Below are 21,356 nucleotides of genomic sequence, written 5' to 3' on the forward strand. Positions count from 1 at the left end.
ATGAAGTCAGGTTGACATGACATTTCGACGGTGTAAGGTCAGCCTTACATTCAGTCAGGAGAAGCTGTCATGATCAAATCCAGTCCCGGTTGGACGCCCGCCGCGCGCCGGTACGTCTTTCGCACCCTCGCCTTCATGGGCGGCTATGTCGCCATCATCATCGCGGTGTCGTCCAATGCGTTCGACGACATCCGGAACACCCCGGCGGCCTGGGCGCTGGCTCTAACCGTTTCGGCGCCCGTGATCGGCCAGATCTGGGCGACCTTGGCGCTGATGCGCGAGTCGGACGAGTTCGTACGGGCGGTGACCGCCAAGCAGTTCATCGCGGCCACCGGCCTGACCATGGCCGCCGCCACCGTGTGGGGTTTCGGAGAGACCTTCGCGGGCGCGCCACACATTTCAACCTGGCTGATCTACCCGGCTTTCTGGGCCTCGTTCGGGCTGGTCGCGCCGTTCATTCGGGCGTCCAACTGATGAAGAACCGTCTGAAGCTTCTGCGGGTCGAGCGGGACTGGACCCAGGAACAGCTCGGTCAGGCGCTGGGCGTGTCCCGGCAGGCCGTGAACGCGCTGGAGACCGAGAAACACGACCCCTCGCTGGACCTGGCCTACCGCATCGCGGTGCTGTTCGGCCGGCCGGTCGAGGACATCTTCGAGAACCCCCACGCCTGACGCCGTCAGGCTCATCTTCAAGGACATCGTCATGCTGCATCACCGCCACTTCGTCGGGCGTTCGACCTTCCGCGCCCTGTTCATGGCTTCCGCCGCCGTCGCGGCGATCGGCGGGGGCGTCCTGTTCGCCACCGATGTGTGGGCCGAACCGGCCGCCGCAACGGCGCCCGCCCCCTTCGTCTCAGACCGGCTGTCGGTCGAGGTCGTGGGCCAGGGGCCGGACCTGATCCTCATCCCCGGCTTCGGCTGTTCGCGGGAGGTGTGGCGCGCCGAGGCCGAGCGGCTGAAGGCGACGCATCGGGTGCACCTGGTGCAGCTGGCGGGTTTCGCCGGCGAGCCGTGGACCCACGGCGACGGCCCGTTCGTCCAGCCGGTCGTCGATGAGCTGGCCCGCTACATCCGCGATCAGGGGCTGACCGCGCCGGCCGTCGCCGGACACTCTATGGGCGGCCTCAGCGCCCTGATGCTGGCGCAGCAGAAGCCCGAACTGGTCGGCAAGGTGATGACGGTCGACAGCCTGCCCTTCTTCAGCGCCCTGTTCGGCCCGCAGGCGACGGTCGAGGGCGCGCGGCCCTACGCCGAGCAGGCCGCAGCCGGAATGCTGGCCGCCGACGACGCGAGCTTCCGGGCCGGGCAGGTCCGGGGCGCGGTCGGCTATTCACGCGATCCGCTGACGCGGGAGCGGATGGTGGAATGGAGCATGGCGAGCGATCGTCACGCGATGGCGGCGGCGATCCGCGACGTCATGCTGACCGACGTCCGACCCGGACTGGCGACAATGACCACGCCCGTCTGGGCGCCCTATGCCTCGGACGCCGACGGCGGCGCGCCCGCCGCGATGGCGGACGCCCTGTGGCGGCAGGAATACGCGACCTTGCCGGGCGTGCGCCTGACCCGGGTGGACGGCAGCCGGCACTTCATCATGAGCGACCAGCCGGCGAAGTTCGCCGAACTGATGGATCAGTTCCTGGCGAACTAATTAGCGGGCGGGGCCGGCGACGGGGGTGACGTCGCCGGCCTTGGCCAGCCGCCCGCCGAACTCATCGGCGTAGCCCACGGCCAGCAGCGACCGGAAGGTGGTCGCCGGGATGGCGATCTCATAGGCGCCCTCGACGCGCGGTCCGACCTGATAGGGGCCGATCAGGAAGGTCAGGCCCGCCGCCTTGCCCGGCGTATCGCCCGGCGTCAGCACGAACTCGGTGACCGCGGCGCGCGGGCAGGAGCCCGGTTTGTCGCCCAGGTTGATGGAGGCGCTGTCGGGCACGCGGGCGCGCTTGGCCGTGTTGATCGCCGAGCACAGGGCCTGATCCAGCACCGTCAGGTCGGCGCCGCGGCGGAACAGGTCAGTGAAGCCGATCTGCCGCTTCAGCGCCTTGTCCCACAGGATGCCGCCGGTCAGGGTGTTGGGATTGGCGCCGCCCGAATAGTCGAAGTCGACGCGCTTGAGGCTGAACAGCTTGCTGGTCTCGCCCGCGACGGTCAGTTCGACGATCTTCTGGTAGAGCGGAATGTCGGCGTCATCGCCGGCCTCGGTGCGGGCGCCCTGGGCGCCCTCGATGAACTGACGCAGTTTGCGGACTTCCTCGGCGTAGAGGCGGGCGTGCAGGTCCGTCTGGCTCTTCAGCCCCTCAGGCAGTTTCAGGCTGACGTCGGCCCACGGCGTCTTGGACGCGAAGGTCATGGGGGCGGCGGCGTCGGCCGGGGTCTCCACGGCGCCGGCGGCGGGCGGAGCGGCCGGGGCCTTGTCCGTTTCGCGGTCGCGGTTGCAGGCGGCCAGGGTGGCGGCGACCGCGGCGGCGATCAGAAGGGCGCGAACGGGGGAGGACATGCGGATCTCCTTCAAAGCGGAAGCTGCACAGAACCGAGGATGGTGGCGAGAAGCAGGACCAGCCCGGCCTCCCGGTTCGATTTGAACAGGGCCAGGGCGAACGGGCCGTCGTCGGGCCGGATGGATCGGGTCTGCCACGACAGATGCAGGGCGTAGCCGGTCAAGCCGACGTAGAAGAGCGGGCCGAGCCCGGCCAGCAGGCCCGCCAGCGCGGCGAAGACAACCGCCAGCAGGTAGAAGACGCCGACGCCGAGACGCACGTTCGAACCGAGGCGGCGGGCCGAGGACTTCACCCCGACCATGGCGTCGTCCTCGAGATCCTGCAGGGCGTAGATGGTGTCGTAGCCGAGGGTCCAGAAGACGCCGCCCGCATAGAGGGCGAGGGCGGTGAGGGCGAGAGGGCTTGTCGCCCCGAACGCCGAGACGACATTCAAGTTTCCGGTGTCGAGCACCACCGCCCAGCTTCCTGCCGCCGCCGCGAAGCCCATCAGGGCGCCCCAGTTGAAGGTCAGGCCCAGCCAGGCCTGGGGCCACCAGGTGATCCGCTTCATGAAGGGGTAGGCGGCCACCAGCAGCAGGGAAGCGACCCCGAGAAGGATGGCGGTCAGATTCAGGGTCAGCAGGATCAGCAGGCTGACCAGCGAGCAGGCGGCGGTGAAGGCCAGCGCCTTCTTGACGCTGATCCGGCCCGAGGCGACCGGGCGGGCGGCGGTGCGGGCGACCTTCACGTCGATGTCGCGGTCGACGATGTCGTTGAAGGCGCAGCCGGCGGCGCGCATCAGGCAGGCCCCGATGGCGAAGCCGGCGACGAGCCACAGGTCATAGACGCTGGAGGTCCGGCGCTCGGAGGCCAGCGCCAGCGCGATGCCCTGCCAGCCGGGCAGCAGCAGCAGCCAGATGCCGATGGGCCGGTCGAAGCGGCCGAGCTTGAGCCAGGGCTTCAGCCCCTCCGGCGCATGGCGGTCCACCCAGTTCGATCCGGCGTCAGGAAGCGGGGCGGAAGTCATGGCCGGGGTTGTAGCGGGTCGAGGTGGGAAGGGGAAAGGGAAGAGGCGGTTTCTCCCTCCCCCTCGTGGGGAGGGATGTCGGCGCGAAGCGACGACAGGGTGGGGTTCGTATCCGGGCGCCCGGCTCCCCACCCGTCCCGCTTCGCGGTCCACCCTCCCCAGAAGGGGAGGGAGAATTCAGAGCTCCAACCGCTTCAGCACCGGCCGCAGGTTGGTTTCGGCGGACCGGAAATCCTTCCAGGGGTCGGGCTTCTTCAGCAGGGCGGGCGCGTCCGGAAGCGTGAAGGCCCTCGGATCGAGGCCCTTCTTCACCTGCCCCCAGGACAGGGGGAAGGCGATGCCGGCGCCGGGGCGGGCGCGGGGGGACCAGGGGGCGACCGCCGTCGCCATGCGGCCGTTGCGCAGATAGTCGAGGAAGATCTTTCCGCCCCGGGCCTTCTTGGCCAGGGTCGTGGTGAAGCGGTCGGGATCGGCGGCGCGGACCCGTTCGCTGACGGCCTTGGCGAAGGCCTTGCACTGATCCCACTCGATGCGCGCCCTGGCGTCGGCGCGGATGGGGACGACGACGTGCAGCCCCTTGCCGCCGGTGGTCTTCACGAAGGGCGTCAGGCCCAGGGATTCCAGCTCGGCCTTCACCACCTTCGCGGCGGCGATAACGTCGTTGAAGTCCAGGCCCTCGTCGGGATCCAGGTCGAAGGTGACCTGTTCGGGCGTCTCGGGATCGCCCGGCTTGCAGCCCCAGGGGTGCAGCTCCAGCCCGCCCGACTGGCCGATGGCGACGAGGCCGCCGACATCGACGACGCCGACGTAGGGTTTGCGCTCCTTGACGTCGATCAGCTTGAGGCGAGGGTTGGAGCCGGGCATGGCGTGGCGCTGGAAGAACTGCTCGCCCGCGATGCCCTCGGGCGCACGGATGATGGAGACCGGGCGGTCCGCGACGTGGGGCAGGATGCGTTCGGCGGCCATTTCGTAGTAGCGGACGAGGTCGGCCTTGGTGATGGCCTCATGCCCGTCCGAGGCGGGCCACAGCACCTTGTCCGGACTGGAGATACCGACCCCCGCGACGACCAGCTTGCCGGGCTTGGCCTTTTCGCCGGGGATGGTGAGCTGGGGCGGAGCGGCGACCTTGCCCCCGGTCGCCTTGGGCTTTGCGGGCTCCTGAGGTTTGTCGATGACCTCGGCAGCGGACTTATCCTCGCGCAGGCCCTTGAAGGCCGCCTGGCGCAGGGTTCCACTGTCGGTATAGCCGCCGTGCTCGATCTCGGCGACCAGGACGGGCTTGAGCCAGTGGACGGTGTGCGGACCCGAGCGGGGGCGCTTTGGCGCCGCCTTGCCGATGAAGGGGCTGGTGTCCGACGCGGCCTTCTTCAGGGCGGGCATCAGGGTCTTGAGGATCGGGGCGGAATAGCCTGTGCCGACGCGGCCCAGATGGCGCAGGCCGCCCTTCTCCTTCACCCCGACGATCAGGGAGCGGAAGCGGTCGCCCTCGGCGGTCCAGCCGCCGATGACGACTTCATCGCCGCCCCGGCATTTCGACTTCAGCCAGGTCGAGGTGCGGCCCTCGCGATAGGGCGAATCCAGTTTCTTGGAGATGACGCCTTCCAGGTCCATGCGGCAGGCGCTTTCCAGGACCGCCGCCCCGGTCGAGGCGAAGTGGTCGACGTAGCGGATGCGCGACCGGGCGGCCTTGGGGATGCGGTCGATGTAGGCCTGCAGCCGCGCCTTGCGGTGAGACAGGGGCAGGCCGCGCAGATCCTCCGGCCCCTCAAACAGCAGGTCGAAGGCGAAATAGATCAGGCCGCCGGTGTCCTCGTCCGAGATCGCCGCCTGCAGGGCCGAGAAGTCGGGCATGTGGTCCGCGGCCAGGGCGCACAGCTCGCCGTCCAGCACGGCGTCGGGCCAGCGGGCGGCGTCGGCGGCGTGCTCCGGGAATTTCTTCGACCAGTCGAGTCCCTTGCGGGTGCGCAGGGTGGCGCGGCCGCCGCCGGCGGCGATCTGGAGGCGGTAGCCGTCGAACTTGATCTCATGCGCCCAGCCCGCGCCGCCGGGCGGATAGTCGGTGATCTTGCACAGCTGGATGGGGACGAAGGCGTGGGGCTTCTTCGCATGGGCGGCGACGGCGGGACGGGCCACGGGTTTCGCGGGCCCCTTGCGTGCGACCGGTTTTGACGAGGTCCACTGCGTCTTGCCTTCGGCGATCTCGGCGAGGCTGCGGCCGGTGGCGATCGAGGCGTCGATCTCCATGTTGGCGTCGCCCTCGCCCGGGACGGCGTACGGGTCCTTCTCCTTGATCAGCAGCCAGTTGGCGCGCTTGCTGGGCTTGCCGCGGTCGGTGCGCAGGCGGACCAGGACCCATTTGCCGGACAGGCGCTCGCCATGGAGCACCATCTTGATCTCGCCCTTCCTGAAGGCGGCGTCGACATCGTCGGACTGGGGCTCCCACTCTCCCGTGTCCCACATCTGCACCGTGCCCGCGCCGTAGTTGCCGGACGGGATGGTCCCCTCGAACGCGCCGTAGTCGAGCGGGTGGTCCTCGACCTCGACCGCGAGGCGTTTGACGGCGGGGTCGCGCGACGGGGCCTTGGTCACGGCCCAGGACTTGAGGACGCCGTCCAGCTCAATGCGGAAGTCATAGTGCAGCCGCGTCGCCGCGTGGCGCTGGATCAGGTAGCGCAGGCCGGTGGTCTTCGCCCTGCCCTTCTTGCCGGCAGGCTCGGGCGTGGCGGTGAAATTCCGCTTCTTCTTGTAGGTGTCGAGTTCGCCGCGAGCCGTCATGGCGAGTCGAACGCGGGTGGGACGGGAGCGTTGCCATTCCTCCCCCGTTGGGGACGGAGTGCTACTGGTGAATCGTCTCCCCGTGCTGGGTGTAGTCCAGCCCCTCGATCTCCTCCTCCTTCGGCACGCGCAGGCCGACGGTGTATTTGCAGATCATCAGGATCACGAAGGTGCCGACGCCCGACCAGGCGATGACGGCGGCCAAGCCGATGATCTGGTTCAGGATGTTGGCGTTGGCGGCCGCCGGATTGATGGCGGCGGTGGCCAGAAGGCCGGTCAGGACGGCGCCGACGATGCCGCCCACGCCGTGCACGCCGAAGGCGTCCAGGCTGTCGTCATACTTCAGGGCGCGCTTGAGCCAGACGGCGCCCGCATAGCAGGCCGGACCCGACAGGATGCCGATGATGAAGGCGCCCTTGGGGTCGACCAGGCCGGCGGCCGGGGTGACGCCGACCAGGCCGGCGACGATGCCGGACAGCAGGCCCAGCAGGGTCGGGCGCTTGTGGTCGATCCACTCCACGGCCGTCCAGCCGATGGCGGCCGCGGCGGCGGCCAGGATGGTGTTGAAGGCGGCCACGGCGGCGATGCCGTCGGCGGCCCAGGCCGAGCCCGCGTTGAAGCCCAGCCAGCCGACGAACAGCAGGCCGGTGCCGATGGCGGTAAAGGCCAGGTTGTGCGGCGCCATGTTGTCCCGGCCGAAGCCCTGGCGCGGTCCCAGCACCAGCGCGGCGACCAGGCCGGCGACGCCCGCGTTGACGTGGACCACCGCGCCGCCGGCGAAGTCGAGCACGCCCAGCGAGCCCATCCAGCCGCCGCCCCAGACCTGGTGGCAGATCGGCGCATAGACGATCAGGTGCCACAGGAAGAAGAACAGGATGGAGGCCGAGAATTTGATCCGCTCGGCGAAGGCGCCGGCGATCAGGGCCGGGGTGATGATGGCGAAGGTCAGCTGGTAGGCGATCCACAGGAACTCGGGCAGGCCGGGCGCCAGGCTGTGCGCGGTCGAGGGGGTGACGCCGTTCAGGAAGGCCGCCTGGAAGCCGCCGATGAAGCCGTTGGTCGCCTCGGGGCCCGTCCCGAACGACAGGCTGTAGCCGACCGCGAACCACAGCACGGTGACGATGGCCAGGGCCGCGGTGGAGTGGGCGATGGTGGCGATGACGTTCTTGCGCCGGACCATGCCGCCGTAGAACAGCGCCAGACCCGGCAGGGTCATCAGCAGCACCAGCGCCGTCGACGTCAGGATCCAGGCCGACGAGGCCTCGTTCAGATCCAGCGCCGCTTGGTGGGCCAGAAGCGGAGCCGCGGGCGCGGCGAGCGCCGGACCGGCGACCAGACAACAGAGGGCGGCGAGGGCGAGCGATTTGCGGATCATGGGCGCGGCGTCCGGAAGCGGGATGTCAGAAATCTCGGCCCGAACCGCGTTCGACGCCGCGGATAGGGATAGGACCCTATTGCGGCGCCGCAGGCAATTCATTTCGTGTGCGGTGCAATACTTCGTTTCTCGCTGCACGGATTGAGGTTGGAGCGCATCACTGTGCACGGACCGGTCTTTGGGCCTCGCAACTGCGAAATGAACCTCGGAAGGTTACGAATCTGAAATGTCATTTCGCTTGCGAGCGGATCGCAGCTGGATACCACTGTCATCGCCCGGCTCGCCGGGTCGTCTCAATGCAGGGGGTCTCCGCATGCGTTCGTTCCGTCCCGTTCTGCTGGGGGGCGCCGCCGCGGCCGTCCTTCTGGCGTCCGCCTTCCAGGTTCAGGCCCAGGTCGCCGCCTCCGTGGCCGCCTCGCCCGCCACGCAGGAACGCCTCGCGCCGCTGCCGGACGTCGACATCCCCTTCACCCGGTTCGTGCTGAACAACGGCCTGACGGTGATCGTCCACGAGGACCACAAGGCGCCGATCGTGGCGGTGAACATCTGGTATCACGTGGGCTCCAAGAACGAGCCGGCGCGCCGTTCGGGCTTCGCCCACCTGTTCGAACACCTGATGTTCAACGGGTCCGAGAACTTCAACAACGACTTCTTCAAAGCGACCGAACTGCTGGGCGCGACCGATCAGAACGGCACGACCAACAACGACCGCACCAACTATTTCCAGAACGTCCCGACCTCGGCGCTGGACAGCCTGCTGTGGCTAGAAAGTGATCGGATGGGCCACCTCGTCGGCGCGATCGACCAGGCGCGCCTCGATGAGCAGCGCGGTGTAGTTCAAAACGAAAAACGCGAGGGCGAGAACCAACCCTATGGCCGCGTGTGGGATCTGATCACGGCCGCGACCTATCCGTCGGACCACCCCTATGGCCACACGGTCATCGGCTCAATGGACGATCTGGAAGCGGCTTCCCTGGACGACGTGAAGGCCTGGTTCCGCGACTATTACGGCGCGGCCAACGCCACCATCGTCCTGGCCGGCGACATCACGCCGGAAGAGGCGCGCGCCAAGGTCGAGCAGTATTTCGGCGACATCCCTTCGGGACCCCCGGTCACCCAGCCGGCGCGCATGATCGCCCGCATGGAGGGCGCGCAACGCGAGGTCATGTACGACCGCGTCGGCCAGCCGCGCCTGTACAAGGTGTGGAACGTGCCGCCGGGCGGCGAGGCGGACACCCACTACCTGGGCATGCTCGGCCAGGTGCTGTCCTCGGGCCGCACGTCGCGTCTCTACAAGCGCCTGGTGTTCGATGACCAGGTGGCGACCAGCGTGTCCGCGCGGGTTTCGGAGCGCGAGATCGGCAGCCAGTTCACGGTCGTGATCACCGCCAAGCCGGGCCAGGACCTGGCCAACATCGAACGCATCGTCGACGAGGAGATGGCCCGCCTGCTGCGCGACGGCCCCACGGCCGACGAACTGGAACGCGCCCGCACGGCCGTCGGCGCGTCCTATGTCCGGGGCCTGGAACGGATCGGCGGGTTCGGCGGCAAGTCCGACCGCCTGGCCGCGAGCCAGGTCTTCCAGGGCGATCCGGCCGCGTGGAGAGTGGGTTACGAACGCCTGCTGAACGCCACGCCGGCCAATCTGACCGCCGCCGGACGCGAGTGGCTGACGGACGGCAGCTACGCGCTCGAGGTTCGCCCCTTCCCCGACTTCACGGTCGCGGCGACGGGCGCTGATCGGACCCACATGCCGACGCCGGGCGCGGCCCCGCAGGCCGACTTCCCCAATGTCGAGCATTTCACCCTGTCCAACGGGCTGAAGGTGGTGCTGGCGCCGCGCACCGGCGTGCCGACCGTCAGCATGAACCTGATCGTCGAGGCGGGATCCGCCGCCGACCCCGCCGGAAAGAACGGCGTGGCCGCGCTGACCCCCGCGGTAATGACCAACGGCACCGACAGCCTGACCGCGCTGGAGATCGGCGACCGGGCGCAACTGCTGGGCGCCTCCATCGGGGGGAGCTCATCGGTGGACTACACCAGCATCTCGCTGAACGCGATCGAGTCGCGACTCGAGCCGTCCCTGGCGCTCTATGCCGACATCATTCAGCATCCCGCCTTCCGCGCCGATGACTTCCAGCGTGCGCGAGCCCAGCAGATCTCCGGCATCCAGCAGAGCAACCGGAGCCCCGGCGCCATCGCCAGCCGCGTGATGGTGGCGTCCGTGTTCGGGCCGGAGCACCCCTACGGCCGCCCGGCCTCGGGGACGGAAGCGACGGTGAACGCTCTCAGCCCGAGCGACGCCGAAGCCTATCACGCCACCTGGTTCCGTCCGGACAACGCCACCCTGGTGGTGGTCGGCGACACCACACAGGCCGAGCTGGTTCCGGCGCTCGAACGAGCGTTCCGCACCTGGCGCGCGCCCGCCGCGCCGCTGCCGGTCAAGCCCGCCGCGCCGGCGATACCCGCCAGCCACGCCCCGCGGATCTACATCGTGGACCGCGCCGGTCCGCAGTCGTCGATCATCACGGGCCGCCTCGTCGCGCCCTTCGATCCGGCGACGGAAGGCCCCATCAGCGTCGCCGACACGGCGCTGGGCGGTGCCTTCACCAGCCGCATCAACATGAACCTGCGCGAGGACAAGCACTGGTCCTACGGCGCCGGCTCCTTCGTCGGCATCGCGCGCGGCGAGCGGCTGTTCCGCGTCTCCTCCGGGGTGCAGGCCGACAAGACCGCCGAAAGTATCGCGGAGATCCATCGGGAACTCAGCGAAGTGGTCGGGTCGCGTCCGCTGACCGAGGCGGAGATCGCGGCGGTGCGGTCTAACCTGGTGCTGGGCATGGCCGGAGGCTGGGAGACCAACGCCGCGGTCGCCGACGACCTGACCCGGATGGTCGTCTATGGCGTGCCGGAGAACTACTACGACGGCTACGCCGCTTCGGTGAACGGAACGACCCCGCAGTCGGCCTCCGTCGCGGCGCGCGCCCTGGTCGGCGAGGGTCCGACGACCTGGGTGGTGGTCGGCGACCGCGCCCAGATCGAGCCGAAGATCCGGGCGCTGGGGATCGGCGAGGTCGTGGTCGTCGATGTGAACGGCCAGCCGGTCCAGTAGGGATCGGTCAAAGGCTGAAACGGAAAGGCCCCGCCGGCGACGGCGGGGCCTTTCTCGTTCGGGATCAGACCCCGTAGAAGTCCCGGTACCAGTCCACGAACCGCTTCACCCCGACCTCGATGGGGGTGGAGGGAGCGTAGCCCAGGGCGGCGCGGGTCTCGGTCACGTCGGCCTCGGTGCGGGTCACGTCGCCGTCCTGGACCGGCATCAGGTTCAGCTCGGCCTTGCGGTCCAGCGCCTCTTCCAGCACCGCGATGTAGCGCATCAGCTGTTCGCGGCGGCCGGCGCCGAGGTTGAGAATGCGCCACGGGGCGACCCCGCTGGTGGCCGGGTTCGGCGCCTGCGGATTCCAGTCGGGATCGACGGCGGCGGGCTTGTCCAGCGCGGCGATCACGCCCTCGACGATGTCGTCGACATAGGTGAAGTCCCGCTCCATCTGGCCGTGGCCGTAGACGTCGATCGGGCGGCCTTCGAGGATGGCGCGGGTGAATTTGAACAGCGCCATGTCCGGGCGACCCCACGGTCCATAGACGGTGAAGAAGCGCAGGCCCGTCGAGGGGAAGCCGAACAGGTGGGAATAGGAGTGCGCCATCGCCTCGTTGGCGATCTTGGTGGCGGCGTAGACGGTCAGCGGATGGGCCACGCCCTGCTTCACTGAGAAGGGCAGGGCGCCGTTGGCCCCGAAGGCCGAACTGGTCGAGGCGAAGACCAGGTTCTCCGCCTTCACCGCCCGCGCGCCCTCCAGCACGGTCAGGAAGCCGACCACGTTTGAATCGACGTAGCTTTCCGGGTGTTCCAGGCTGTAGCGCACGCCCGCCTGCGCCCCGAGATGGACGATGCGGCGCGGCTTCATGCCGGCGAACAAGGCGGCCATGCCGTCGCGGTCCGCCAGATCGAGCGTGTGGTGCAGGTATTTCGGATGCGCCTGCAGCCGCTCCAGCCGGGCGTGTTTCAGCGCCGGGTCATAGTAGCTGTTCAGGTTGTCGACGCCGATCACGGTCTCGCCGCGCGCCAGCAGGCGCTCGGCGGTGTGGAAGCCGATGAAGCCGGCTGAGCCGGTGACGAGGACGGGGCCGGAGGTCATGGTCCTGCGTTACTCCGGGTTACGCGGCCACGCCAGTATCGGGAGCCAGCACACGGCCCGAAAGCGGCGCGACTGGCCCCTCGGGCCCATTTACCGCCTCCACGACGACCCAGCCCTCGGGCCCCGTCCAGTCGATGGTCTCGTGCCCGAGGTTGAAGACGCAGAGCCGTCGGTCGTCGCCGAGGCTCCGCTCGAAGACGAGCAGGCCATCGGGGGCCTCGAGCACCCGCATCGACCCGTGCGTCAGGGCGGCGTTCGCCTTGCGCAGGGCGATCAGACGGCGCGTCACGGCCAGCTGCGACGTCGGGTCGGCCTCCTGCCGGTCCACCGCCAGCGGCAGGTGGCGCGGGTCGATGGGCAGCCAGGGTTCGACGGTGGAGAAGCCCGCATGCGGCGCGTCCGCCGTCCACGGCATCGGCGTGCGGGCGCCGTCGCGGCCCAGGGTCTTGGGCCAGTTGGCGATGGCTTCGGGATCGACCAGCCGGTCGAACGGCACCTCGCCTTGCGGCAGGCCCAGCTCCTCGCCCTGGTAGAGGAAGACGGCCCCGCGCAGGCAGACCAGCAGCAGCGCCATCAGCCGCGCCATGGCCGCCCGGTCGCGGCCCTCGGCCCAGCGGGAGACGGCGCGCGGCGCGTCGTGGTTGGAGAAGGGCCAGGACGGCCAGCCCTGTCCCGGCCGCCCGTTCCAGACGGCGGCGGTCCCCTTGACCAGATCGGGCGTCAGGGCCGGGGCGTACAGATAGGTGAAGCCGTAGGCGCTGCTCAGCCGGTCCTGCCCCTCGGTATAGGCCTGCATCTCCGAATCGGCGCGGTCGCCCGGCACCTCGGCCACGGTGAAGCGGCCGCCGTGGCTGTCGGTCAGGGCGCGCAGCCGCTTCAGGAAGTCGACGATGCCCGGCTGGGACTGGTTGTGGATCTTGTCCTGGAAGTCGAAGGGCCGGGTGCGCGGTCCGCCCGGCGGCAGGGGCGGATTGTCGGTCAGCGCCGGGTCGTGCATGGCGAAATTGATGGCGTCGAGACGGAAGCCGTCCACGCCCCGCGCCAGCCAGAACCGCACCACGTCCAGCAGGGCGTCCTGCACCGCCGGGCTATGCAGGTTCAGCTGCGGCTGCTCGGGCAGGAAGTTGTGCATGTAGTACTGGCCGCGCCGGGCGTCCCAGGTCCAGGCCGGACCGCCGAACACCGACTGCCAGTTGGACGGCGGCGCGCCGTCCGGTTTGGCGTCGGCCCAGACGAACCAGTCGGCCTTGGGATTGTCGCGGCTCTGCCGGCTTTCCTCGAACCAGGCATGGCGGTCCGAGGTGTGGGCGAAGACCAGATCGATCAGGACCTTCAGGCCCAGGGCATGCGCGCGGGCGGTCAGGGCGTCGAAGTCGGCCAGGGTCCCGAACACCGGATCGACGTCGCAGTAGTCGGCGACGTCATAGCCGAAGTCCCTCATGGGCGAGGTGTAGAAGGGGCTGAGCCAGACCGCGTCCACGCCCAGCGAGGCGATGTGGTCCAGCCGGGCGGTGATCCCCGGCAGGTCGCCGACGCCGTCGCCGTTCGTGTCGGCGAAGCTGCGCGGATAGACCTGATAGATGACGGCGCCGCGCCAGGGGTCGGCGGTTTCGGCGGGGTAGGCGGCGGTCCGGTCGGTCACGCGGGGCTCTTGGTCAGCAGCCGGATCAACCGGAACGCCCATCTTCCCCGCCCTGATCGTGTCCGCAAGGGCCGAAACCAGCCCACTTTTGGTTACGAATTGCCTCAAAGCGCTGGACGCGGGCTTTTCTGGATGAAACCAAGGCTGTCAACGGCCGCGCAGAGTGAGGCGCCGGTCATGGGGAGTGAAATGACAGATCAAACCAGCGCGCCACAGCGTGGCACGGGTCTCGCCTTTGCCTATGTGACGACCCTCTTCTTCGCCTGGGGCTTCGTGACCTCGCTGATCGGTCCGCTGATCGCGGCGGTGCGGCGGGTGTTCGAACTCAGCTACGCCGAAGCGACCCTGACGACGTTCGCCTGGTTCATCGCCTACGGCATCGCGTCGATCCCGGCGGCGGCCATCGTCGGCCGGCTGGGTTACAGCCGTTCGATCATCGCCGCCCTCGTGACCATGGTCATCGGCTGCCTGATCGTGCCGGCGGCCACCCTGATCGACTGGTATCCGGGCGTGCTGATCGCCCTGTTCATCATCGCCTCGGGCGTCACCATCCTGCAGGTCGCCGCCAACCCGCTGGTGGCCGCCCTGGGCACGCCGCGCCATTCGCATGCGCGTCTGAACTTCTCGCAGTTCTTCAACTCCCTAGGCACGACGCTGGGGCCGGCGATCGCCGCGCCGATCCTGCTGACCGGCGGGGTTTTCGCCGCCGACGCCCTGATCACCGATCCGGCGACGCGGGCCGAATCCCTGCGCAGCATCGACTTCGCCTTCCTGGCGGTCGGCGCCTTCTTCGCCCTGGTCGCGGTCTTCATCTTCACCGCCCGCAAGGCCATCAATGCTTCGGCGCCCGCGACGACCGCCAGCGACCGCGCCTCGCCGTTCGTGGCGCTGAAGTCGCCGTGGGCCGTCTTCGGCGCCGTGGCCATCTTCTTCTACGTCGGATCGGAAGTGGCGATCGGCGATCTGCTGACCAACTTCCTGCACAGCCCGGACATCCTGAACGTGCCGCTGGCCACCGCCGGCGGGATGCTGTCCTGGTACTGGGGGGGCGCCATGGTCGGCCGTCTGATCGGCAGCGGCCTGATGCTGACCAAGGTCAAGGCCAGCGTGCTGCTGATCGTCAACACCACGATCGCCGCCCTCCTCTGTCTGATCGTGACCCAGACGAACGGACCGACGGCGGCCTACGCGGCCATCGCCATCGGCCTGTTCAACTCCATCATGTTCCCGACCATCTTCACCCTGACGCTGGAGCGGTCGACCGCCCCGGTGCCGGCGACCTCGGGCCTGCTGGTGTTCGGCATCATCGGCGGCGCCATCCTGCCGCCGATCGCCGGTCACATCGCCGACAGCTCGGCGACGCTGAACCCGGTCTTCTTCGTGCCGATGGTCGGCTACCTGATCCTGATCGTCTTCGCCTTCGCGGCGTCGCGGGCCAAGGTCCGCAACGCCGAGGCCGCGGCGACGCCCGGCGGTCACTAGCCAGGCGCAAAACGAACGCCGCATGGGCCGTCGGGGGAGACCCCGGCGGCCTTTGCGCATTCAGAAGGACGCGCCCTAGACTGCGGCGTGTCAGTCCCCGGGGTCCGCATGCTCTCTCGTCTCGTCCGCGCCCTCATTCCCGGCCTGGTGCTGGCCCTGCTGGCGGGACCGGCGCTGGCGGCTGTGACGGTGACCTTCTACGCCCACCCCGGCGCGCGGGTGCGGGGCGGATACCTGCTGTTCCCCCATGCCTATGTCCAGGCCGCCGGCACGCTGGACGAGACGGGCGAGGCGGTCGACTGGGCGGCGGGCTTTACCGCCCGCAACCCGGGGCCGCAGCTGCTGTTCATGCGCGACAAGGGCGTGGTCCTGTCGCCGGACGCCCGCTACGTCGATGAGGGAAAGCCCTATTTGACGCTGACGGTGAGCGACGCGACGTACCGGGCGATCCGGGACCGGGCCGACTGGTGGAATGGACCCGAGGGTTGGGTCTATGACCTGAGACGGCGCAACTGCATCACCTTTATCGCCGACCTGGCCCGGGTGGCGGGCCTGCGGACGGCGCCGGAGCCGTCGATGAAGCCGGGCAGCTTCCTGGAGGCCACGGCGGCGCTCAATCCGCAGGCGGCGTGGCGGGAAGAGGAAGGGACGCCGCCGGCCCCGGACATCGCTCCGGACGCGCCGATCACGGACTGAGCGGCCTCAGGCCAGTTCGCGGTCGGTCGGCTTTCCGGCTTTTTCGAGGATGGCGGCGCACAGGGCGAACAGGACCGCCAGGGTGGCCGTGCGCAACGGATAGTCGACGGCGGAATGGACCAGCATGGCCAGCAGGGCGATGCTGGCGGCGCGCTGCAGATCCCGCTCGCGCGACGGTCCGGCCTTCCACGCGGCCCACAGGCGGCGGCCGTACCAGACCAGGAAGGCCAGGATCAGCGCTGCGCCGGGCCAGCCGGCCTCCAGCCAGGTTTCCAGATACTCGTTGTGGGCGTGGTTGAAGAAGGTAGCGTCCAGCTTCTCCAGCGGTTCGACCGAGCGGAACACCGCGTCGAAGCTGCCGACGCCCGAGCCGAGCGGCAGGAAGGTCTCGGCCGCCGAGGCGACGACAGGCCAGCCCTCGAAGCGGCCCTCGGGCGCGGATTGAACGTCGAAGCGGGCCAGGATGGGGGGCAGGGCCAGGATGGCCACCGCGGCGACGGCCGCCGCGACGCCGCCGGTCAGGGCCAGCAGGCCGGGGCCCGGGCGGCCGCGGCCCGCCGCGATCCAGGCGGCCAGCAGGCTGACCAGGGCGATGGGGCCGAACAGGATGACGCCGGCGCGGGACCGGATGGCGGCCAGGCCGACGACCACCAGACCCATGAACAGGGCGCCGAACCACAGCGGCAGGCGCTGTTCGCTGCGTCGGCGCAGGACAGCGGCCCCGAAGACGGCGGCGAAGGGCAGGCAGGCCAGCAGCAGGGTCGCCAGATGGTTGCGGTTGGCGAAGAAGCCGGTCACCGACCCCGCCGAGGTGGTGGTCCACGGATAGAGCCGCTCGCCGCCGCTGGCCAACTGGGCGGCGCCCAGCAGCACCGCGATCACGGCGGCGGCCAGGTAGAAGGCCACCATCCGCGTGGTCTGGGCCTGGGACGACGACAGCACGGCCAGGAACAGGGCGGCGGGCGGCAGAATCGCCAGAACGGACTGCCACGTCAGGTCCGGGGTCAGGGTCAGCGGGGCCCAGCCGGGCTGGAGACCGGCCAGTTGCAGGGCGAGAACCATCTCGTCCCGTCCAGGCAGGCCGGTCCAGATCGCGGGCGGAAGCGGAATCAGCTGGATCAGGGGGATGGCGGCCAGGCCGCCCAGCAGAGCCAGGGCGAACCGATGCTCGCGCCACAGGCCGGAACGGATCAGCCGATCAGCGCTCATGATCAGCAGGGGCAGGGCGGCCAGTTCAACGACGGCCAGCCGCAGGGCGTGTTCGCGGCTGGCGCCGCCGAAGACAAACGAAAGGGCCAGCAGGATAGCCGCGGCGATTGCCACAGCGTCCCACTGGCCCTTCAAAACCTTATTCGGCACGCGTTACGACTGCATCAGGCGCAGCGCGGACCGGGTCGGCTTAGTCGCTTTCCGAGTCGTCGTCCGAAGCAACAACGACGACCGCCACGATCACGGCAGTGCCGATGAGCAGGACGGGCAGCGGAATGCCGGCGAATTCCGACGAAGCGTCGGCGCGAGCGCCAACGCGGTCACCCACGCGGGCAACGGCCGAAGTGTTGGCGGCGGCAGCTTGGCCAGCCACGAGCAGCAGGCCTGCCGTGACAGCGGCGATGGTCTTACGCATGCTAGATCCCCTTCTAATCAGGTCTTTGGTACGGGCTGGCCCGCGACGTATCGAGAATGGGTATAGGCGGCGAAGGTTTCAAAAGCAATACGATTCAGGTGCTCAGCGAAGTAAATGAGCCACGAAACCGCCCTTTAGTTCGCCTCCGGAGCGATTGGCGCGATCGCCACCCGGTCAAGCCACACGGCGGTTCGCTGACGCTTGTCGCCGGAACGGGTCTCGAGGCGCAGCCATTGGGCCGTGCAGGTCGAGGGCACCGAGAAGGTCGTGCTGAACGGGGTCCAGACCTGGGCGCCGGGCGCCGCCGCCGGCGCCGAAAGGATGCCCAGATCGCCGGGCGCGCAGGTCAGGGTCAGGGCGAGGCGGGCCGCCGGATCGCCTTCTTCGACGCGGGATTCAGCCGACAGACGGTAGCGGCCGGGCGCCAGGAACAGTAGCTGTTCGGCGATTCTCGAGGCCGAATAGCCGTCGTAGTCGACGCGTAGGGCCGGGTCGGCGGGGCGGACGTCGTCCGGCACGATCTCGGCGATCACCCCGGCGTCCTGGGCGAGGCGCCACTGGAAGGGTTCCGGCGCCGAGGCGTCGCCGAAGCCGCCGTTGCTGACGAGCGGCGGGCTCGGGGGGCGGTTCAGGCGTGTACGGACGACGCGCACGGCTTCCAGCTGCCCCTTCTCCACCAGCTGGTAGTAGAGCTGGCGCAACTCGTCATTGGTCAGTGGCGCCTTGCCGGCCTGCAGCAGGACGGCGAGGTTGACCGCCACCTGAAGTCCGCGCGCGTCCGCGAACAGGCTTTCCAGATAGGCCTGGCGCCATGGCGGCCGCGCGGACAGCAGCACCGCCACCTCCGGCAGGGCCCGGGCGGTGTCGACCGTGGCGGCGACGGTGAACAGCTCGAACACCCGGGGCTGGATGTCGTCGCGGCGCCGCACCAGGGTGTCGGCGTGAGCGAAGGCGGAGGCGTAATCGCCCTGCTTCAGGCGATGCTCGACCAGCCAGGCGTGGGACGGGTCATCGCGCAGGCTCCAGTTGCCGGCGAGAGTCAGGATGTCGTCAGCCACGCCCTCGCGCCCGGCCTTGGCCTCGGTCAGGCCGACCACGCGCAGCGCCCGCACATCGAAGGGCGACCGGGCCAGCGCTTCCCGCGCTAGGTCGGCGGCCTGCCTGAAGCGAACGGGATTGGAGCCTTCCTGCCCGGCGACGAGCTCGCTCTCGGCGGCGCGGCGCAGGACCAGGGGCGACGTGGGCGCCAGCCGAAGGGCGATCTCGGCTGGAGCGCGCTGGATCAAAGGCTGGATCACGACCTGCCAGCCCAGCAGAACGCCGCCGGCGATCAGGACCCAGGAGGCCGCTTCGGCTACCCGGCCGCGCTTGCGCGCCGGGGCGGCGGAAAGGTCCGCCTGATCCCTCAAGCGGGCTTGCCCTTCTTGCCCTTGGTCCCGCGCTCGCCTTCGGCGCCGTAATTGTAGTCGTATGCGTAGTCGTACCCACCGTAGGTGGTGGTCTTGGCGTTGAACTTGGTCAGCACGGCGCCGAGCAGACGGGCGCGGCCCATCTTCAGGCGACGCAGGGCGCCGCGGGCCTGACCGCGACGGGTGCCTTTCGATTCCAGCACGAACAGGACGCCGCCGACCGCGGCCGCCAGCAGGGGCGAGTCGGCGAAGCCGAGGACCGGCGGGCCGTCGACGACCACGTGATCGAACTTGTCGCGGGCGTCGTTGAGGAACTGACGCAGGCGGTCGCCGCCCCACAGCTCGGCGGGGTTGGGCGGCAGCGGGCCGCAGGGAATGAAGTACAGATTGTCCTGGCGCGTGCGCTGGACGACGGAGGCCAGGTCCGACGAGCCCGACAGCACATTGCTCATCCCGCGCTCGTTATCGACGCCCACGAGCCGGTGCATCGACGGATTGCGCAGGTCGCCGTCGACCAGCAGCACGCGCTTGCCGATACGGGCCAGGTTCAGCGCCACGGCGTAGGCCGTGGTCGACTTGCCTTCGGCGGGGCGGGCGGACGACACCAGCAGGCTGGCCGGCGCGCCCTCGGGCGTCGAGAACTGCAACGCCGTTCTGAGGGAGTAGTAGGCTTCGGAGAAACCGGATCGGATGTCGGCCAGGGCGGCCGCCGTGGTCTGGCCCTTGTCGAGCAGCGGCACCACGCCGAGCACCGGCACGGCCAGCTTCTTCTCGACGTCGTCCGGGGTGGCCAGGGTTTCGTCCAGCGCTTCCAGCACCAGGGCGGCGACGACGCCCAGGCCCAGACCGAACAGGGCGGCCAGCGCCAGATTGATCATCATGTTCGGCTTGGACGGCGTGGCCGGCGGCGTCGCGTTGTCGACGATCGAGATGTTGTTGGACGTCACGTTGCCGGTGACGCCGACTTCCTTGTAGCGCTGCAGCAGGCCCTCGTAGAGCGTCCGGGTCGTATCCAGCTCGCGTTGCAGGATGTTGTACTGGATCGAGCGGTCACGCAGGTCGAGCACGTCGCCCTTCAGGCCGTTGACTTGGCCCTGCAGCGAACGCTCCTGATTGGCGGCGACCACATACTGGCTCTGGATCGAGGAGCGGATGTTGGCGGCCAGCGTCTGGATCTGGCCGTCGATCTCGGTGATCTGGCCGCGCAGGCGGACCATCTCCGGATAGTCGGGCTGATAGAGGCTGGACTTCTGCTGGTACTCGGCCTCGAGCTGGGCGCGTTGCTCGCCCAGGCGCTGGATCGAGGGGTTCTGCAGCACTTCCGGCAGCGTCATGACTTCCGAGGTGCGGGCCGAGCGCCAGCGTTCCTCGGCGGCGACGCGGGCGGCGCGGGCCTGGGCGAGGGAGGAGTTCAGGGCCACCAGGTTGTTCGAGGCGAGCGACTGCGAGCCGCCGCCCGAGGAGTCGGCGCCGCCTTCGGACGGTTCGCCGACGTTGATGATCTGCTGGTTGGCGGCGTAGGCGACCAGCTGTCGCTCGGCCTCCTCGAGGCGGCCCTTGGTCTGGGCGATGCGCTCTTCCAGGAATTCGCGGGCATAGGCCGACGACTGGAATTTGCGGTCCAGGTTGGCCTGGATGAAGTTCTCGGAGAAGCCGTTGGCGACCCGCGCCGCGACGACCGGATCGGGGTTGTCGAAGCCGACGGCGACCAGGCGCGAACCGCGCACCGGCGTGACGCTGAGGTTTTCCTGCACATAGTCCAGGGCGGCGTTGCGGCGGCGTTCGGCCTGGGCGGCGGCCGAGCCGTTGCGGGCCGGAGGCTCCACGCCGAGGTTGGTCAGAGCCTGATCCGAGCTGGCCAGGCCGAGGCTCTCTACGACGCGCTCTGCCAGCGAGCGGCTGCGCAGCAGGCCGTACTGGGTCTGGAAGAACTCCTCCCCCTGCGCCATGCTTTCGCGCGGATTGACGTCTTCGGTCGAGTTGAAGATGCGCGCGGCCTCCCGATCGATCTGGAGGGTGGCCTGGGCCGTATAGATCGGCGTCATCAGCAGGGTCAGGGCGGCGCCGACGGCCAGGGCCCCGAGGAAGCAGCTGATGATCAGGATGCGATGCTTGAGCGCCAGACGCCAATAGGCCCCCAGATCGAAGACGGGCGCATCCTCGACTTCCTGATGCCAGGCGCCTTGGCGACCGTCTTCAAGAGCCGGTTCGCCGAAACCTGATGCGCGGCCGGAGCGCGCATTGCGATCGTCAGCGAAGTGATTGTCGCCCAGCATAATGCCATCCGCAAATCATGACGGCCGTCGCCGCCTGTAGAAACCTATCGGGCTGATACCGCAAAGCCCTACACCACGCACACGAATTCGAGCGTCCGGGACCTGCCCTCCGGCGTCATGTCGCGGAGGAGGGCGCCGTCGGTCAAGCGTGGCGCGAGGATCAGGTCGTCGGCGCCGGTTGCGGATCATCGGGCGCGGCGCGGGCTTGTCCGAAGGCCGATCGGACGGCGGGCGGGGGAGCCACTTCGCTATAGAGGCCCGCGCCCTTTCCAGAGTATGCAGCCGGTCCGGCGGCGCGAGCCGCCGTCCGCCGGTGGTCGAGCGCGTCGCTGATGCGTGTTGCCATGGATCAACCCTCCGCAGGACAGATAACGC

The 21,356-nt window shown here is 69.3% G+C and carries 16 protein-coding genes; 6 read left to right on the forward strand and 10 right to left on the reverse strand.

The annotated features are described in order from the left end of the window. Positions 1-69: 69 nt before the first annotated feature. From AC3WRV_RS04270 to AC3WRV_RS04280, 3 genes are read left to right on the forward strand one after another with little or no spacing between them, the layout of a single operon-like run. Positions 70-474 (forward strand): hypothetical protein, encoded by a 405-nt coding sequence (locus AC3WRV_RS04270; protein ID WP_291832254.1) that lies wholly within the window; start codon positions 70-72, stop codon positions 472-474. Next, the gene (locus tag AC3WRV_RS04275; protein WP_492312269.1) at positions 474-671 is read left to right on the forward strand and encodes a helix-turn-helix transcriptional regulator; all 198 of its coding nucleotides are present in this window, start codon (positions 474-476) and stop codon (positions 669-671) included. The genes AC3WRV_RS04270 and AC3WRV_RS04275 overlap by 1 nt, the downstream gene beginning before the upstream one ends. Before the next feature lie 31 nt (positions 672-702). Next, positions 703-1,650 carry an alpha/beta fold hydrolase gene (locus AC3WRV_RS04280; protein WP_492312270.1) on the forward strand — a complete coding sequence of 316 codons (948 nt, stop codon included), beginning with the start codon at positions 703-705 and terminating at the stop codon, positions 1,648-1,650. Here the strand turns inward: AC3WRV_RS04280 and AC3WRV_RS04285 are convergent, their stop codons facing one another. The 4 genes from AC3WRV_RS04285 to AC3WRV_RS04300 form a co-directional block, all read right to left on the reverse strand. After that, positions 1,651-2,499: a DUF3298 and DUF4163 domain-containing protein gene (locus AC3WRV_RS04285; RefSeq protein ID WP_492312271.1), complete on the reverse strand. Its 849-nt coding sequence runs from the start codon at positions 2,497-2,499 to the stop codon at positions 1,651-1,653. It abuts the gene before it with no gap. A gap of 11 nt (positions 2,500-2,510) precedes the next feature. Further along, entirely contained in the window at positions 2,511-3,506 is a 996-nt protein-coding gene (gene ubiA / locus AC3WRV_RS04290; RefSeq protein ID WP_492312272.1) for a 4-hydroxybenzoate octaprenyltransferase, read from the reverse strand. 177 nt (positions 3,507-3,683) lie between these two features. Continuing rightward, on the reverse strand, positions 3,684-6,281 hold the full coding sequence (gene ligD, locus AC3WRV_RS04295) for a DNA ligase D (RefSeq protein ID WP_492312273.1): 2,598 nt from the start codon (positions 6,279-6,281) through the stop codon (positions 3,684-3,686). Positions 6,282-6,342: 61 nt separating this feature from the next. After that, positions 6,343-7,656, reverse strand: a complete 1,314-nt coding sequence (locus AC3WRV_RS04300; RefSeq protein ID WP_492312274.1) for an ammonium transporter — start codon at positions 7,654-7,656, stop codon at positions 6,343-6,345. Positions 7,657-7,969: 313 nt separating this feature from the next. On the opposite strand from AC3WRV_RS04300, the gene AC3WRV_RS04305 reads away from it, so the two are divergent. Further along, on the forward strand, positions 7,970-10,768 hold the full coding sequence (locus AC3WRV_RS04305; RefSeq protein ID WP_492312275.1) for a M16 family metallopeptidase: 2,799 nt from the start codon (positions 7,970-7,972) through the stop codon (positions 10,766-10,768). A gap of 64 nt (positions 10,769-10,832) precedes the next feature. Here the strand turns inward: AC3WRV_RS04305 and AC3WRV_RS04310 are convergent, their stop codons facing one another. Together AC3WRV_RS04310 and AC3WRV_RS04315 are read right to left on the reverse strand one after the other, a co-directional pair. Next, positions 10,833-11,852, reverse strand: coding sequence for an NAD-dependent epimerase/dehydratase family protein (locus AC3WRV_RS04310; RefSeq protein ID WP_492312276.1), 1,020 nt, complete (start codon positions 11,850-11,852; stop codon positions 10,833-10,835). Between the two features lie 19 nt (positions 11,853-11,871). Further along, on the reverse strand, positions 11,872-13,536 hold the full coding sequence (locus AC3WRV_RS04315; protein WP_492312277.1) for an alpha-glucosidase: 1,665 nt from the start codon (positions 13,534-13,536) through the stop codon (positions 11,872-11,874). Between the two features lie 147 nt (positions 13,537-13,683). Between AC3WRV_RS04315 and AC3WRV_RS04320 the strand changes: the two genes are divergently transcribed. After that, a complete protein-coding gene (locus AC3WRV_RS04320) occupies positions 13,684-14,976 on the forward strand; it encodes a sugar MFS transporter (protein ID WP_492312278.1) in 1,293 nt (430 codons plus the stop codon). Positions 14,977-15,084: 108 nt separating this feature from the next. After that, on the forward strand, positions 15,085-15,672 hold the full coding sequence (locus AC3WRV_RS04325; protein WP_291832266.1) for a hypothetical protein: 588 nt from the start codon (positions 15,085-15,087) through the stop codon (positions 15,670-15,672). A 6-nt stretch (positions 15,673-15,678) separates the two neighbouring features. On the opposite strand, the gene AC3WRV_RS04330 is transcribed toward AC3WRV_RS04325, so the two are convergent. The 4 genes from AC3WRV_RS04330 to AC3WRV_RS04345 all read right to left on the reverse strand — a co-directional run bounded on the left by AC3WRV_RS04330 (position 15,679) and on the right by AC3WRV_RS04345 (position 20,981). After that, a complete protein-coding gene (locus tag AC3WRV_RS04330; RefSeq protein ID WP_291832267.1) occupies positions 15,679-16,995 on the reverse strand; it encodes an O-antigen ligase family protein in 1,317 nt (438 codons plus the stop codon). Between the two features lie 76 nt (positions 16,996-17,071). Next, the gene (locus AC3WRV_RS04335; protein WP_291832268.1) at positions 17,072-17,296 is read right to left on the reverse strand and encodes a hypothetical protein; all 225 of its coding nucleotides are present in this window, start codon (positions 17,294-17,296) and stop codon (positions 17,072-17,074) included. Positions 17,297-17,430: 134 nt separating this feature from the next. After that, positions 17,431-18,705, reverse strand: coding sequence for a hypothetical protein (locus tag AC3WRV_RS04340; protein ID WP_492312279.1), 1,275 nt, complete (start codon positions 18,703-18,705; stop codon positions 17,431-17,433). After that, on the reverse strand, positions 18,702-20,981 hold the full coding sequence (locus AC3WRV_RS04345; RefSeq protein WP_291832270.1) for a GumC family protein: 2,280 nt from the start codon (positions 20,979-20,981) through the stop codon (positions 18,702-18,704). Before AC3WRV_RS04345 ends, AC3WRV_RS04340 begins: the two co-directional genes overlap by 4 nt. Between the last annotated feature and the right edge of the window lie 375 nt (positions 20,982-21,356).

Source organism: Brevundimonas sp. EU05-FHT14B11 (assembly GCF_058790835.1).